The following is a 13739-nucleotide window of genomic DNA, read 5'->3' as shown; positions in this document are numbered from 1 at the left end:
TGGATGCCGACAGCCAACCACTTGCGTCATTCAGCAGGAACGCGCTTTCATCGAAAGGTTCTCTTTCAGGAATTGGAACAATCTTGGACCGGCTGGACGAACTGGCGACCTTCGTCGCGATCCTGGAGGCCGGCAGCCTTGCCGGCGCGGCCAAGCGGCTGCGGCGGTCGGCCCCCGCCGTCACCCGGGCGCTGTCGGGGCTGGAGGAGCGGCTCGGCTTGCGGCTGATCGAGCGGACCACCCGCAACCTCGCTCCGACCGATGCCGGCCGGCGGCTGGCCGAGCAGGCGCGCCGGCTGCTGGCCGACTATGACGAGGCGCTGGCCGCCACCGGCACCGACCGGCCGCTACGCGGGCGGCTGCGCGTCACCGCACCGGTGATGTTCGGGCGCAAGCATGTGACGCCGCTGGTCCTCGACTTCATGCGGGCGTTCCCCGACATCCGGGTCGAGCTGGTGCTGTCCGACGGCAACCTTGACCTGATCGAGGAGGAACTGGACGTGGCGATCCGCATCGGCCCGCTGCCCGACTCCGGCCTCGTCGCCCGGCGGGTGGGGCAGGTCGGGCGCTATCTGGTCGCCAGCCCCGGCTATCTGGCGCGGCGCGGCTCGCCGTCGATGCTGGAGGATCTGTCCCGCCACGACCTCATCCTGGCCACCGCCCGGCCCGGCCCGCCGGACTGGCGCTTTCTGGTCGAGGGGCGGGAGCGGGTGTTGCGGGTCACCCCGAAGCTGGCGGTCAGCCACATCGAACCGGCCCTGCTCGCCGCGCGCGACGGGCACGGCATCGCCCGCCCGCTCTCCTATCAGGCGGCCGACGACCTCGCCGCCGGCACCCTGCTGCGGCTGATGCCGGACACCGAGCCGGTGCCGATCCCGGTCCATGTCGTGGTGCCGACGGCAAGGCTGATGCCCGGCCGGGTGCGCGTCTTCCTCGACCATGCGGTGCAGGGGCTGTCGGCGCTGGAGGTTCTGCGCGCCTGACCGGGGAGCGGGCCGGATGCGGGAAAAATCGTTCGCATCGCCACGCACCAGCGCAACGATCCACTGCGAATCCCGCCTCGAACGGCATTTTCCGGCCGTACATTCGCCGCCTCCGGCGGCATACTGGTGCACTCCCGCTGTGGAGTGCCGGCCGGCAGGCCGGCCATGGCGAAGAACGATACAAAACGACCAACGACAGGGGTTCAGGATGAGGGCATTTCTCACGGCGGCTGCGATGCTTGTCACGACCGCCACCGCTACCATTACCGCGGTTCCGACGGCCTGGGCCGGCGACAGCGTGCTTCAGGCGATCAGGCAGGCCGGTGTCGTCCGGGTCGGGACGACCGGCGATTACAAGCCCTTCAGCTACAAGGGCGCCGATGGCGCCCTGGTGGGTGCCGACATCGAGATGGCGAAGGAACTGGCCTCGACGCTGGGCGTCCGGGTGGAGTTCGTGCAGACCAGCTGGAAGACGCTGATGGACGACTTCAAGGCCGAGAAGTTCGACATCGCGCTGGGCGGCATCACCGTCAATCCCGACCGCGCCGCCGTCGGCGACTTCTCCGTCCCCAACGTCAGCGACGGCAAGCGCCCGATCGCGCGCTGCGCCGACAAGGAGAAGTTCACGACCGTCGAGAAGATTGACCAGCCCACCACCCGCGTCGTCGTCAACCCCGGCGGGACCAACGAGAAATTCGCCCGCGCCAATTTCACCAAGGCGCCGATCGAGGTCTGGCCCGACAACAAGACCATCCATGCGCAGATCGCCGCCGACAAGGCCGACGTCATGGTCACCGACGGCATCGAAGTCGACATGCAGGCGAAGCTGAACCCCGGCGTTCTCTGCGCCGTTCCGGTCGCCGCGCCCTTCACCCATTTCGAGAACGCCTATCTGCTGCGCAAGGATCCGGAGCTGAAGCAGGCCGTCGACGCCTGGATGACCAAGGCGCTGTCCAGCGGCCTGTGGAAAGCCAAGCTCGACGCCGCCATGCAGTAAGCGGCCATGCAGTAAGCAACCTAGGGCTCACGGGCGACGCGGATGCCGTAGGCGGCATAGCCGCTCTCCGCCGCGTCGACCCGCCGCACGGCCGAACGGACATAGCGCGGGTTGCTGTGCCATGACCCGCCGCGCATCACCCGGCCGGAGCAGGTCTCTCCGGCCTGACTGTCCGGCGCGCAGTCCTCCACCCACTGCCAGACATTGCCCAGCATGTCGTACAGGCCGAAAGCATTGGCGTGGTAGCTGCCGACCGGCGAGGTGAACAGGGCGCCGTCGCGGCAGTTCGCCACCTCCCAGTCGGTGAAGCGGTCCTTGGCGGTCAGGTCGGCGCCGTTCGCCGCGTCGCAGCCCCTGGCGGGATCATCCCCCCACCAGCGGGCGGTCCGGGTGCCGGCGCGGGCGGCATATTCCCACTCCGCCCCGGTCAGCAGGCGATAGGTCTTGCCGGTCCGCCGGCTGAGCCAGTCCACATAGGCCTTGGCGTCGTACCAGCTGACGCAGACCGCCGGGTCTTCGTTCGTCTGCTCGAAGCCCGGCCGGCGCCAGGAGAAGTGCCAGCGCGGCAGCAGCTCCGTCTCTCCGGCATAGCCGCGGCAAACCGTTTGCGGCCGGTAGCCGCTGTCTTCGATGAAGCGGGCATATTCGCCGCGCGTCACCGGATATTTGCCGACGGCGATCGGCTGCGGGATCGACACCGGGCGTTGCGGCGGCTCGTCGGGGAAGCGTTCCGTCTCCGTTGCCGGGGAACCCTGAAGATAGCTGCCGGCGGGGATCGTCACCAGGACCGGGGCGTCGGGATGGTCCCAGGTCTCGCGTGCCGTACTGCGCCCCTGCCAGACATGGAAGTCCACCAGCCGTTCCCGGCGCCAGCCGGTCAGATCCTCCGGTTCGGCCCGGCGCCAGCCGGCCAGGGCCGCCAGCACAAGGATCAGGACGACGACCGCCCCCACGGAGCCGGGCAGGGTGACGGTCATGGCGTGGATGTCTCTTGCTGGTGTGCGGGTGCGGATCATGCCGCCATTTCCCCGCAGCAATCCGCATCCGGCAATCGCGCGTCCGTGTCCCGGTCGGGGCACTTCCAGACGGTGCCGGAACACCGCGGCCGGAGCTTTGCCCCTTTGAATTATGGCGCAAGCGGTAGGCGTCGAAGACGGTGTCCCGCTGTTGGTGCGGGCAGACGTTCAACGGAGCGTTGATACCACAGGAGACACACATGGCTGCCTATCCCGCGGACCTCACGCGCGCGCTGTTCGTCACCGGCCTGCGCAATGCCCATGCGGTGGAACAGCAGGCGCTGGCCCTGATGGACCGCCAGCTGGACCGTCTGGTGAATTATCCGGAGGTTTCCGACCATCTGCGCATGCACCGCGGCGAGACCGAGGCCCAGATCACCCGCCTGGAGCAGATCCTCGACCAGCTTCAGGAAAGCCATTCCGGACTGAAGGACACCGCCCTGTCGATCATGGGCAATCTGGCCGCGCTCGGCCACAGTTTCGCCGAGGACGAGATCCTCAAGAACTCCTTCGCCAACTATGCCTTCGAGAATTTCGAGGTGGCGAGCTACCGGTCGCTGCTGACCGTGGCGGATGCCGGCAACTTCGCCTTCGCGACGCCGCTGCTGCAGACCTCGCTGCGCGAGGAGGAGGCGATGGCCGCCTGGGTGATCGAGAATGTGCCGACGCTGACGCTGAAGTACCTGTCGCTGAAGGCCAGCGACCAGACCGCCGGCCGCTGACGCCGGGCCGCCATCCAGGGTAAAAGGCCGGGGAGACAGGTTCCTCCCCGGCCTTTTCCCTGTTCATTCCTGGTTCATTCCTGCGGACGGAACGGAGATCAGACGTCGTAGATCGGGCCGGGGGTCTTCCTGTTGGCGCCGCCGGCCTTTTCCTCCGACTTCTCCGTCAGGGTCTTGTCGCGGTCCTGGTCGGTGCCGGCGGTGCCGGTTCCTGCGCTCGGCGGCTTGCCGCCCTTGGCCGTGTCGGCCTGCGGTTTTCCCTGCTTGGACGCATCAGTCATCGTGGTCGCTCCCGGTTGTGACGATGCCTTTCCAACAGCGGAAGGCTGTCGCCGTTGCTGGGATTGCCGATAATCCGCCGCCTGCCATGGCTACGCTGCAATGCAGCATCCCCGTTCCGTCCGGATTTTGCCCGGTGACGAACCGGGGGGCTTTGCCGTAAGAAACTGGGCGGGTTTCAAAACGGATGGTTCGCCCGTGCTCCGATCGGTCTCTCTCTGCCTGTTCATCGCCGCGGCCGGCGGTCTTGCGGGCTGCACCTCCGACTATTCTCCCAATACCTACGCCTCCAGCGCGGTCCAGCAGGCCAACAAGGTCGAGCCGGGAATCGTCGTCGGCTTCCGTCAGGTGGCGATCAGCGCCAACGGCACCGTCGGCGCCGTCAGCGGTGGTGCTGCCGGCGGCATCCTGGGCGCGCAGGTCGGCAGCGGCGGCATGAACGCGGCGCTCGGCACAGTGGGTGGTACGGCGATCGGCGGCCTGCTGGGCACGGCGATGGAGCATATCGCCGGCGACACCAACGGCTGGGAATACATCGTCCGCAAATCGAACGGCGAGCTGCTGTCGCTGACCCAGAAGGAGCCGCAGCCGCTGCCCATCGGCCAGAAGGTCCTGGTCATCACCGGCAGCCAGGCCCGCATCGTCCCCGACTATTCCACCCCTGCCGATCCCGAACCCGCCAAGGCCGAATCGACGAAGGCCGACGCCGCCAAGGCCGACGCCCCGAAGCCGGAAACCCCGAAACCCGAGACGCCGAAATCGGACATTCAGGCGGTGCCGCTCGCTCCGCCCGCCGCACCTGCTCCGGCCGAGCAGTCCGCCGCCGGTGCGGCGCAGCCCGCCAGCGGCGGCGGCCCGGTCCGTCTGACTGCTCCGACCGACAACCTCCCGGCCGACAATCCTCCCGCCGCCGCGTCCGCGACGGCGCCGGAGCCGGCAAGCCCGGCTCCGGCAGAGCAGAAGCCCGCCGAGTAGCACCATACTTGTCCGAATGGACGGGATGGCGCACAGTCCGGTGATCAAACCGAGATCACCGACAGAGGCTCCATGTCCGCCGTCGACAAGCCTGCCGCCACTCCCGTTCCCGCCATGACAAAGGAGGAGCTGGAGGATCTGATCCGTGAGGGGGTTCCCCTCGTCGGAAATTTCGGCGTCCTGGTCGAAAGCCTGGGGGCCGGCACGATTCGCCTGCGCCTGCCTTACAAGGACGATTTCGTCCGCCCCGGCGGCACCGTCACCGGCCCGGCGATGTTCGGGCTGGCCGACGTGGCGCTCTACGGCGCGGTGCTGAGCCTGATCGGCCGGGTCGAACTGGCGGTGACCACCAGCATGACCATCAACTTCCTGCGCCGCCCGCCGCCGGTCGCCATCATCGCCGAAGCGCGCGTCCTCAAGCTGGGGAAGCGGCTGGCCTATGGCGAGATCCTGCTGTTCTCCGAAGGCGATCCGGAACCGGTCGCCCATGTCACCGGCACCTACTCGATCCCTCCGCACGACCCCGTCACGGTTGCGGTATCTCATTACCGTACTGGCGAAGGGTCATAAAAAAGCGTTTCAGATCAATGGGTTTGCGATCGCGGTATCAAATTACCGCGCCCGGAAACCATTGATAATAAACGATAATTTTTCCGTTGACAGAGCCCTGCCTTGCCCCGTAGAAAGCCGTCCGCTTCGGCGCCCCGGTATCGGCGGCCAGCCGATCCGTATTCGAAGAAACGAGTGTGGCGATGAAGACCTTCAATCTGAAGCCGACCGAGATCGAGAAGAAGTGGTACGTCGTCGACGCCGACGGCCTCGTTCTCGGGCGGCTTGCCAGCATCCTGGCGAACATCCTGCGTGGCAAGAACAAGCCGACCTACACCCCGCACATGGATTGCGGCGACCATGTCGTCGTGATCAATGCGGAGAAGGTGAAGCTGACCGGCAACAAGCGCGACGCCGACATCTTCTACTGGCACACCGGCTATCCGGGCGGGATCAAGGGCCGTTCCAAGGGCCAGATCCTGGACGGCAAGTATCCGGAGCGTGTGATCGAGAAGGCCGTGGAGCGCATGGTTCCGCGCGGTCCGCTCGGCCGCCAGCAGATGACCCACCTCAAGGTCTACAAGGGTGCCACGCATCCGCACGATGCGCAGCAGCCGGTCGCCCTCGACATCGGCGCCCTGAACCCGAAGAATAAGCGGAGCGCGTAAGCATGGCTCAGGTCACCACCACCCTCTCCAGCCTGAAGGAACTGACGGGCGCTGCCGCCACCGCGACCGTCACCGAGGAGCTCGCCGCTCCGAAGCTGGACGCCCAGGGCCGCGCCTATGCCACCGGCAAGCGCAAGGACGCCGTCGCCCGCGTGTGGATCAAGCCGGGCACCGGCAAGGTCACCGTGAACGGCCGCGACCAGTCGGTCTATTTCGCCCGTCCGGTTCTGCGCATGATGATCGCCCAGCCGTTCGGCGTGACCGAGCGTTCGGAGCAGTTCGACGTCGTCGCCACCGTCGCCGGCGGTGGTCTGTCGGGCCAGGCCGGTGCCGTCCGTCACGGCATCTCCAAGGCGCTGACCTACTTCGAGCCGGCCCTGCGCCCGCCGTTGAAGGCCGCCGGCTTCCTGACCCGCGACGCCCGTACGGTCGAGCGTAAGAAGTACGGCCGCGCCAAGGCCCGCCGCAGCTTCCAGTTCTCGAAGCGCTAATCCCTACACGGGCCCGCGGCTTTACGGTACAAGCGAGGGGCGTCCCGAAAGGGGCGCCCCTTTCTTTTTGCGCTGTCATCACGCTTTCGCTTATCCCGGATACAGGTTTCACCCGTCTTCAGATCGTCTTCAGCGAAGGACATTGCCTCCATGGCCTCGATCAGCACTCCCGGCGGTTCGAAAATCCGCGTCGGCATCCTGGGCGCTTCCGGTTATACCGGCGCCGAACTGGTGCGCATGCTGCTGCGCCACCCGAACGTGGAGATCGCCGCGCTGACCGCCGAACGACAGGCCGGCAAGCCGATGGCGGAGGTGTTCCCGCATCTGGGCGGCTATGGCCTGCCCGATCTGGTGAAGATCGACGATCTGAAGTGGGACAACCTGGACTTCGTCTTCTGCGCCCTGCCGCACGGCACGACGCAGGAGGTGATCGCCGGCCTGCCCAGCGGGCTGAAGGTGGTCGACCTGTCCGCCGATTTCCGGCTGACCGACCCGGCCGAATACGCCACCTGGTACGGGCATGAGCACCGCGCCGTCGACCTGCAGAAGGAGGTCGCCTACGGCCTGACCGAGTTCAACCGCCAGGGCGTGCGCAAGGCGCGGGTGGTGGCCAACCCGGGCTGCTACCCGACCTGCTCGCTGCTGCCGCTGCTGCCGCTGCTGCTGGAAAACCAGATCGAGTCCGGCGGCATCGTCATCGACGCCAAGTCCGGTGTGTCCGGCGCCGGCCGCGACGCCAAGCAGGCCAACCTGTTCACCGAGGTGTCGGAAGGCTTCAATGCCTATGGCGTCGGCCATCACCGCCACATGCCGGAGATCGAGCAGGAGCTGCGGCTGGCCGCCGGCCGTCCGGTCACCGTCTCCTTCACCCCGCATCTGGTGCCGATGAACCGCGGCATGATGGCGACCATCTATGTCCGCATGGCCGACGGCGTCACCGCCGACGACCTGCGGGCGACCCTGGCGGCCCGCTATGCCGACGAGCCCTTCGTCGGCGTCACGTCCGCCGGCGTGGTGCCGGCGACGCGCCATGTCCGCGCGTCGAACCACAGCCTGATCGGCGTGGTCGCCGACCGCGCTCCGCGCAGCGCCATCATCGTGTCGGTGATCGACAATCTGGTGAAGGGCGCGTCGGGTCAGGCGATCCAGAACATGAACGTCATGATGGGGCTGGGCGAGACGACCGGCATCGATCAGGCGCCGCTTTTCCCGTAATCGGATACCGCAAAAGGACAGGCAGGGGGCTGTGACAGCGTTGTGGCCCCCTGTCCGCACTGTTGCACGGAGGCACCAATCGGGATTTGCTTTGGCCTGTCAATGCGAAATCAGGTGGTGCCTTAAGCCTTACGGTGCTTCAATCCGGCCCGTCATGCACGATTTCGGTACGACCTGATGACCGGCCTTGTCCGCGCCTTCAACGGCATCCTGCCCACCGTCGACCCGACCGCGTTCATCGCGGAAACGGCGGCGGTGATCGGTGATGTCGTGATCGGGGCGAACAGCAGCATCTGGTACGGCTGCACCGTGCGCGGAGACATCAACGAGATCCGAATCGGCGCTCGCACCAACATTCAGGACGGCACCGTGATCCACGTGGCCGCTGAAGGGCAGGGCACCTACATCGGTGACGACATCACCGTCGGCCATATGGCGATGCTGCACGCCTGCACGCTGGAAGACGGCTGCTTCATCGGCATGAAGGCCTGCATCCTGGATGGGGCCCATGTCGAGTCGCGGGCGATGGTCGCCGCCGGTGCTCTGGTGACCCCTGGAAAACGGGTGACGTCCGGATTCTTGTGGGCCGGCAGCCCTGCTAGACCGGTTCGCGAGTTGACGGAACGCGATCTCGCGGTTTTTCCGGTTATCGGCCACCGTTACACGGATTTGGCGGAAACCTACCGGAAAAGCTGCTATGGAAGTGGAGCATAGGTCCAAGAACAGGTACGGTTCGGCCAATCGGCTGAGGTGCTGGAACATCATCCGGCACCACATGTTGGGAAGGTCGTCGCCGCGCTTGAACATGGGCGGATGCTTCGATTGATACGTTCATCCCCCGCAGGCACTCTGATGGGGAAGGGTTCTGGAAGGGAGTGAAGACAATGAAGACTATTGTTCGCGCGGGTCTGGCTGCCGTTCCGGCCGCCATCGTCGCTTTCGGTCTGTCGGCGGCCGCCAATGCCCAGGACGCGAGCCTGGTCGGCAAGGGCACCCAGTGGTGCAACCCGGTCATCGGCTGGACCGGTCAGGTGTCGGAAGGCGTCGCCGCCCGCACCGCTGATGGCGGCTACGTCATCCATCAGGGCAGCTATCCGTGCCCGCCGGCCGCTGCCGCTCCGGCTCCGGCCGCCGTCGCCGCGGTCCAGAGCGAATATCTGGTGTTCTTCGACTGGGATAAGTCGAACATCACCCCGGCCGCCGATCGCGTGATCGGTGACGCGGTGTCGGCCATCCTGAAGAACGGTGGCGCCAAGATCCACGTCGTCGGCCACACCGACACGTCGGGTTCGCCGGCCTACAACCAGAAGCTGTCGGTCCGTCGTGCCGACGCGGTCAAGAAGGCCCTGGTCGCCAAGGGCATCCAGGCTGCCAACATCACGACCGAAGGCAAGGGCGAGAGCCAGCTGCTGGTCCAGACCGGTCCGAACGTCCGCGAGCCGTCCAACCGTCGTGCGCAGATCCTGCCGCGCCTGCTGAACGCTCCGTCGTCCTAAGGACGGTTGGCAGGGGGCCGTTCCGGGGGTTTCGGAACGGCCTTCCCGCCTGCGGGAGAAACCGCAGGAAAAAGGCCGCGCCGGGCTTCCCGGTCGCGGCCTTTTTCCGTTTGAGCCTGCCGTTCGGCCGTCCGCCGGCTTATTTCTGGCGGGCGATCTGGGCCGGGTCCTGTTCCGGCTCCCCCGCGATCAGCCGCAAGGGCACCACGCCCGCCCACACCGGGTGGTCCATATCCTCCGGATCGTCGCCGGGCGGGCCGGAGCGGCGCTTGGCCGACGCCTCGGCGATGGGAAAGGCCAGAACGCTGGTCGCTTTCAGTTCCTGCGTGTTGGGCGCCCGCACCTTGGCGCTGCGGCCGGGCTCGATCTTCTCCATCAGCGCGTCGAGCGCCGCCCGCTTCTCCGCCTCCTCCGACACCAGCCGCGGCCGGCCGAACAGCATGACCGAGCGGTAGTTGACGGAGTGATGGAAGGCCGACCGTGCCAGCACCCAGCCGTCGATCAGCGACAGCGTGATGCAGGCCTCGCCCCCCTCCTGCAAACGCCGGATCATCCGGCTGGAGGAGGCGCCATGGATCATCAGCTCGTCCCCCACCCGCCAGGGAATGGTCGGGATCACCATGGGGGAGGGTGTGTCATGGCCCTTGATGGCATCGTCGACGAAGCCGACGTGGCAGATCGGCGCCTCGTCGATGATCGCGTGGATCAGGGCGACGTCATGGCTGCCGCGGTCACCCAGCCGCACCGGCCGGGTGCGCGGGGTCTGGGGCAGGGGGGCCGGGGAATCGGTGGCGGAGGACTCGACGAGAAGGCTGGTCATGGTCGTACTCAGGGCCGGACTGTTGCGATGCCCCAGAATGGCCGGCAGAATGGCTCCTTCGAAAGGTCCGGAATGCTGATTCCATAGGGACCAATTTCCCTGACTCCTCGCGAGGATCGCCATGGCCCGTTCGGCCCGTCCGGTTCTATCCAGCCTGGGGCCGGTGGCGCTCGACCGTGCCGGGGCGGAACCGCTGCACCGCCAGCTCTACCGCGCCCTGCGTCAGGCGGTGCTGGACGGCCGTCTGCGCCCGGGGGAACGGCTGCCGCCCAGCCGGGCGCTCGCCACCGAGTGGGTGCTGTCGCGCAACACGGTGGTCACCGCCTATGACACGCTGCTGGCGGAGGGCTACGTCACCGGCCGGGTCGGTGCCGGCACCTTCGTCGCCACCTCCCTGCCCGATGCGGCGCCCGGCGGTAGCGCAGGCCGCGACGAGGCCCGGCGCGGCGTCGGCCTGTCCGCCCGCGGCCGGGCGCTGGCCGAGGCGCCGTCCATCACCCGCGACCGGGTGGGCCGGCCCTTCGCGCTCGGCACGCCGGACCTCGGCGCCTTTCCCTTCGCCCTGTGGGCGCAGCTGCTCGGCCGCTGCTGGCGCCAGGGCGGACGGGTGCTGGCGACGGAGCCGGACCCGCTGGGTCATGTTCCCCTGCGCACGGAGATCGCCGCCTATCTGCGCGCCGTCCGTGCCGTGCGCTGCGAGCCGGAACAGGTCGTCATCGTCTCCGGCGCGCAGCAGGGATTGGCGCTGATGGCGCAGCTGCTGCTCGACTCCGGCGACGAGGCCTGGGTGGAGGAACCCGGCTGGCCCGGCAACCGCGCCGCCCTGCTGGGCGCCGGGGCGCGGCTGGTCCCGGTGCCGGTGGACGGGGAGGGGATCGACGTCGCCGCCGGCATGGCCCGCGGGGCCGATGCCCGACTGGCCCTGGTCACCCCCTCCCACCAGTTCCCTCTGGGCGTGACCATGAGCCTGGCGCGCCGGCTGCGCCTGCTCGACTGGGCGGCGGCGCGCGACGCCTGGATCGTCGAGGACGATTATGACAGCGAGTTCCGCTATGCCGGCCCGCCGCTGGCCGCCCTCCAGGGTCTGGACGGCGCCGGCCGGGTCATCTATGTCGGCAGCTTCAGCAAGGTGATGTTCCCGGCCCTGCGGCTCGGCTATGTCGTGGTGCCGCCCGATCTGGTCGAGCCGGTGCGCGCCGCGCGCCGCCATTTCGACGGGGGGACCAGCGTGGTGCCGCAGGCGGCCCTGCACCGCTTCCTGGCCGACGGCCATTTCGCCTCGCACCTGCGGGCCATGCGCTCCCTCTACGCCGTCAAGCGCACCGCCATCCTGGCGTCGCTCGCCAATGCCTTCGCCGGCTTCGCCACCGCCGAGCCCGGGGAAGCCGGCATGCATGTCCTGCTCCGCCTGCCGCCGGACTGTCCCGACCAGCTTCTTGCCGAACGAGCCGCCCGCATCGGCCTGACCACGCCGCCCCTGTCCACCTATTACCGCACCGACGGCGGGAGCGCCGGCAACGGCCTGCTGCTGGGCTTCGCCGCCCACGACCCGGCGGCGCTCGACCGCGCGGTGCGGGATCTGGCGCGGCTGGCCACCGGGTAAGGTCAGCTTTACGGGAGGTATTGGCTCTCCGGCACGCGGATGTAGCCCTTGATGCTCTCGTCCGGTGTCCGCACGCAGATTTGAACGTGCGTTTTGGACATGATCATCGAGTTCTCGAAGACCGGAGGCTCCTCTTGGTAGAGCCCCCGTACGGTGTTGAATGGCTGGAGCGCTTCCGGCTGGTTGGTGGCCCGGTAATCGTGTAGTGCGTTGATCACCGCACAATCGAGGGCATGGGATGGTCCCCGCGTGGTGCGTCGGTTCTCCGGCAGAGGCTTGCCTGCCATCTCGCAGATCCGGACCAAACTCCCGCAGGCCGGCTTCAGAAGGTCGAGGGGGCCGCGCGACATCAGGTCAAGACAATAGCCGAGGTGAATGACCGCGCCGATGACGAAGGCTTCACCCGGGCCGTAGCGGTCGAGCGCCCATTCGTATCCCCGCCGCGGGTCGGCTTCCCAGAAATAAACCCCTGACCCGAGCCAATCCCATTTGTTCCTGCTGTCCAGCAGATGGGGAACCTTTCCGGCGAGAATATCCTCGCCCACCGTCCTTCGACATCCGTGATAGCCAAGAACGAATGGGTTGGAGAGTTCGGTCATTGGGCAGGATCAGTCCGCGTCTCCCCGATGGCTCGCTGGAGGCGCCGAGATCCGTTCGAGAAACCGGCGGGCGGCTTCCGGCGATTCCAGCGCACGTTCCGTTGCTTGCCGGATCGCCTCCTTCATCGCCTTCAAATCCTCGTCGGTCATCGCCGTACCCCTGTTGAAGGTCGCCATCTCGAATTCTCCCCGCAGGTTACATCGGGAAACCAACCAGTGCCTGCGATCAAAATAGCATGGAACCGCAAGAACGGGAGTGGCGACCGCTAAACTCCTTCCGCAACCCGCTCCACCGCCGGCACTTCCCACGCCGGGTAGCGCAGGCTCAGTTGATGCGTGCGGTCCTGCATGTCCAGGACCGGGCGCAGCACCGACGGGTCGGCGCGCATGGCGTCCTCGCCCGCCATGTGGACGATGCCCAGCCGGCGGTTGGGCAGGTAATACTCCACCAGTTCCCGCCGCTCCGGGTCGAAGCGCCAGGGACCGATGTAGTTGCACCATTCCGGCAGAAGCTCGACCGGCAGCCCGTCGAGATAGATCGCGCCGGCCATCGCCAGCTGGTCGGAGGTGAACAGGCGGCCTTTGCGCAGGACCCGCTTCTGCCAGCGCTGGAACGCCTCCCAATGGGGCGCGTCGGACTTCAGCGCATAGGCGCCGGCATTCAGGGTCGGGCGGGTCGCCAGCGCCCGGCATTCCGCCGTGGTCAGGCCGGCGCGGCTGGAGTTCTTGTAGAGGATGGAGCGCACCCGGGCGAAGCGGCCGAACAGCCAGTCCAGCCGCAGCTCCGTCTCCGAGAAGCGGCCGAACTGGGCGACGATGGCGAAGCGGTTCAGCGCCGCTCCCCGCCGCAGCATCTCCACCGCCTCCCAATCCTGCACCCAGGCATCGGCGTCGATCCAGATCACCGTGTCGTAGCCGGGGAAGTAGGTGGGCAGGTGCAGCTTGGCGAGGTTGGCCTTCAGGTGGATGCGGTTGCGCAGCTTGTGCGCCGGAATGCTGACCGGCCATGGCGGCGTCACCACCGCGGCGCCCTCGGCCTTCAGCTCAGCGATCTGCCCGGCGGTCAGCCCGGCGTCGATCACGCCGATGGGGCAGTCCGCCGCCGGCTTCAAAGCCCGAAGCGAGGCGATCAGTTCGCGGATCAGCGGGCAGTAGCGGGAGTCGCCGCCGGTCACGACGATGAAGGAACCGAGCATGATGTATCCGGTACGCCCTAGACGCAAAGTTTTACGTCGGCCCACCCTGCCTGCGTAATCCGTCGGCGTCAATCGGTGTCCGGTCCGGGTTGCCGCGCTTCCGGACGGGGGCTCTCGACCTCTCTGAAGG

General features: G+C 67.5%; 17 protein-coding genes. 11 read left to right on the top strand and 6 right to left on the bottom strand.

The features are described from left to right. Positions 1–83 precede the first annotated feature (83 nt). Together J2848_RS32310 and J2848_RS32305 are read left to right on the top strand one after the other, a co-directional pair. Positions 84–983 (top strand): LysR family transcriptional regulator, encoded by a 900-nt coding sequence (locus J2848_RS32310; protein ID WP_149234990.1) that lies wholly within the window; start codon positions 84–86, stop codon positions 981–983. A gap of 235 nt (positions 984–1218) precedes the next feature. Beyond that, positions 1219–1980 (top strand): transporter substrate-binding domain-containing protein, encoded by a 762-nt coding sequence (locus J2848_RS32305; protein ID WP_246194402.1) that lies wholly within the window; start codon positions 1219–1221, stop codon positions 1978–1980. Between the two features lie 20 nt (positions 1981–2000). Here J2848_RS32305 and J2848_RS32300 read toward each other — a convergent pair whose 3' ends face one another. Further along, positions 2001–2996, bottom strand: coding sequence for a formylglycine-generating enzyme family protein (locus J2848_RS32300; protein ID WP_246194400.1), 996 nt, complete (start codon positions 2994–2996; stop codon positions 2001–2003). 200 nt (positions 2997–3196) lie between these two features. On the opposite strand from J2848_RS32300, the gene J2848_RS32295 reads away from it, so the two are divergent. Then, positions 3197–3718: a ferritin-like domain-containing protein gene (locus J2848_RS32295; RefSeq protein ID WP_149234988.1), complete on the top strand. Its 522-nt coding sequence runs from the start codon at positions 3197–3199 to the stop codon at positions 3716–3718. Positions 3719–3816: 98 nt separating this feature from the next. Here J2848_RS32295 and J2848_RS32290 read toward each other — a convergent pair whose 3' ends face one another. Continuing rightward, positions 3817–3999, bottom strand: a complete 183-nt coding sequence (locus tag J2848_RS32290; protein ID WP_149234987.1) for a hypothetical protein — start codon at positions 3997–3999, stop codon at positions 3817–3819. Between the two features lie 196 nt (positions 4000–4195). On the opposite strand from J2848_RS32290, the gene J2848_RS32285 reads away from it, so the two are divergent. The 7 genes from J2848_RS32285 (at position 4196) to J2848_RS32255 (ending at position 9391) form a co-directional block, all read left to right on the top strand. Further along, positions 4196–4972 (top strand): outer membrane lipoprotein, encoded by a 777-nt coding sequence (locus J2848_RS32285; protein WP_149234986.1) that lies wholly within the window; start codon positions 4196–4198, stop codon positions 4970–4972. A gap of 72 nt (positions 4973–5044) precedes the next feature. Then, on the top strand, positions 5045–5542 hold the full coding sequence (locus tag J2848_RS32280; protein WP_246194399.1) for a PaaI family thioesterase: 498 nt from the start codon (positions 5045–5047) through the stop codon (positions 5540–5542). A 182-nt stretch (positions 5543–5724) separates the two neighbouring features. Continuing rightward, the gene (gene rplM / locus J2848_RS32275; protein ID WP_014187880.1) at positions 5725–6189 is read left to right on the top strand and encodes a 50S ribosomal protein L13; all 465 of its coding nucleotides are present in this window, start codon (positions 5725–5727) and stop codon (positions 6187–6189) included. Between the two features lie 2 nt (positions 6190–6191). Beyond that, entirely contained in the window at positions 6192–6680 is a 489-nt protein-coding gene (rpsI, locus tag J2848_RS32270; RefSeq protein WP_042698563.1) for a 30S ribosomal protein S9, read from the top strand. Positions 6681–6830: 150 nt separating this feature from the next. Next, positions 6831–7895 (top strand): N-acetyl-gamma-glutamyl-phosphate reductase, encoded by a 1065-nt coding sequence (gene argC / locus J2848_RS32265; RefSeq protein ID WP_149234985.1) that lies wholly within the window; start codon positions 6831–6833, stop codon positions 7893–7895. Positions 7896–8072: 177 nt separating this feature from the next. Then, positions 8073–8609 carry a gamma carbonic anhydrase family protein gene (locus tag J2848_RS32260; protein ID WP_149234984.1) on the top strand — a complete coding sequence of 179 codons (537 nt, stop codon included), beginning with the start codon at positions 8073–8075 and terminating at the stop codon, positions 8607–8609. A 170-nt stretch (positions 8610–8779) separates the two neighbouring features. Next, positions 8780–9391 carry an OmpA family protein gene (locus J2848_RS32255; RefSeq protein ID WP_109083874.1) on the top strand — a complete coding sequence of 204 codons (612 nt, stop codon included), beginning with the start codon at positions 8780–8782 and terminating at the stop codon, positions 9389–9391. A 139-nt stretch (positions 9392–9530) separates the two neighbouring features. Here J2848_RS32255 and J2848_RS32250 read toward each other — a convergent pair whose 3' ends face one another. Further along, the gene (locus J2848_RS32250; RefSeq protein WP_149234983.1) at positions 9531–10211 is read right to left on the bottom strand and encodes a pyridoxamine 5'-phosphate oxidase family protein; all 681 of its coding nucleotides are present in this window, start codon (positions 10209–10211) and stop codon (positions 9531–9533) included. 121 nt (positions 10212–10332) lie between these two features. Between J2848_RS32250 and pdxR the strand changes: the two genes are divergently transcribed. Then, positions 10333–11814: a MocR-like pyridoxine biosynthesis transcription factor PdxR gene (gene pdxR / locus J2848_RS32245; protein WP_149234982.1), complete on the top strand. Its 1482-nt coding sequence runs from the start codon at positions 10333–10335 to the stop codon at positions 11812–11814. 8 nt (positions 11815–11822) lie between these two features. Here the strand turns inward: pdxR and J2848_RS32240 are convergent, their stop codons facing one another. The 3 genes from J2848_RS32240 to J2848_RS32230 all read right to left on the bottom strand — a co-directional run bounded on the left by J2848_RS32240 (position 11823) and on the right by J2848_RS32230 (position 13609). Further along, complete coding sequence (locus tag J2848_RS32240) at positions 11823–12413, bottom strand: hypothetical protein (RefSeq protein WP_149234981.1); 591 nt, start codon at positions 12411–12413, stop codon at positions 11823–11825. Between the two features lie 9 nt (positions 12414–12422). After that, complete coding sequence (locus J2848_RS32235) at positions 12423–12590, bottom strand: hypothetical protein (RefSeq protein ID WP_170307264.1); 168 nt, start codon at positions 12588–12590, stop codon at positions 12423–12425. Between the two features lie 89 nt (positions 12591–12679). Beyond that, positions 12680–13609 (bottom strand): glycosyltransferase, encoded by a 930-nt coding sequence (locus tag J2848_RS32230; RefSeq protein WP_149234980.1) that lies wholly within the window; start codon positions 13607–13609, stop codon positions 12680–12682. Positions 13610–13739: the final 130 nt, after the last annotated feature.

The organism is Azospirillum lipoferum (assembly GCF_024170005.1).
Classification (GTDB): domain Bacteria; phylum Pseudomonadota; class Alphaproteobacteria; order Azospirillales; family Azospirillaceae; genus Azospirillum; species Azospirillum lipoferum.
The sequence above is the reverse complement of the archived record's forward strand: the minus strand, read 5'-3'. Positions and strand labels throughout refer to the sequence as shown.

Coding starts and splice junctions, on each gene's coding strand:
- rplM (WP_014187880.1), top strand. CDS start 5,725: ATGAAGACCTTCAATCTGAAGCCGACCGAGATCGAGAAGAAGTGGTAC.
- J2848_RS32280 (WP_246194399.1), top strand. CDS start 5,045: ATGTCCGCCGTCGACAAGCCTGCCGCCACTCCCGTTCCCGCCATGACA.
- J2848_RS32240 (WP_149234981.1), bottom strand. CDS start 12,413: ATGACCGAACTCTCCAACCCATTCGTTCTTGGCTATCACGGATGTCGA.
- J2848_RS32250 (WP_149234983.1), bottom strand. CDS start 10,211: ATGACCAGCCTTCTCGTCGAGTCCTCCGCCACCGATTCCCCGGCCCCC.
- J2848_RS32305 (WP_246194402.1), top strand. CDS start 1,219: ATGCTTGTCACGACCGCCACCGCTACCATTACCGCGGTTCCGACGGCC.
- J2848_RS32290 (WP_149234987.1), bottom strand. CDS start 3,999: ATGACTGATGCGTCCAAGCAGGGAAAACCGCAGGCCGACACGGCCAAG.
- argC (WP_149234985.1), top strand. CDS start 6,831: ATGGCCTCGATCAGCACTCCCGGCGGTTCGAAAATCCGCGTCGGCATC.
- J2848_RS32230 (WP_149234980.1), bottom strand. CDS start 13,609: ATGCTCGGTTCCTTCATCGTCGTGACCGGCGGCGACTCCCGCTACTGC.
- pdxR (WP_149234982.1), top strand. CDS start 10,333: ATGGCCCGTTCGGCCCGTCCGGTTCTATCCAGCCTGGGGCCGGTGGCG.
- J2848_RS32295 (WP_149234988.1), top strand. CDS start 3,197: ATGGCTGCCTATCCCGCGGACCTCACGCGCGCGCTGTTCGTCACCGGC.
- J2848_RS32235 (WP_170307264.1), bottom strand. CDS start 12,590: ATGGCGACCTTCAACAGGGGTACGGCGATGACCGACGAGGATTTGAAG.
- J2848_RS32260 (WP_149234984.1), top strand. CDS start 8,073: ATGACCGGCCTTGTCCGCGCCTTCAACGGCATCCTGCCCACCGTCGAC.
- rpsI (WP_042698563.1), top strand. CDS start 6,192: ATGGCTCAGGTCACCACCACCCTCTCCAGCCTGAAGGAACTGACGGGC.
- J2848_RS32255 (WP_109083874.1), top strand. CDS start 8,780: ATGAAGACTATTGTTCGCGCGGGTCTGGCTGCCGTTCCGGCCGCCATC.
- J2848_RS32300 (WP_246194400.1), bottom strand. CDS start 2,996: ATGATCCGCACCCGCACACCAGCAAGAGACATCCACGCCATGACCGTC.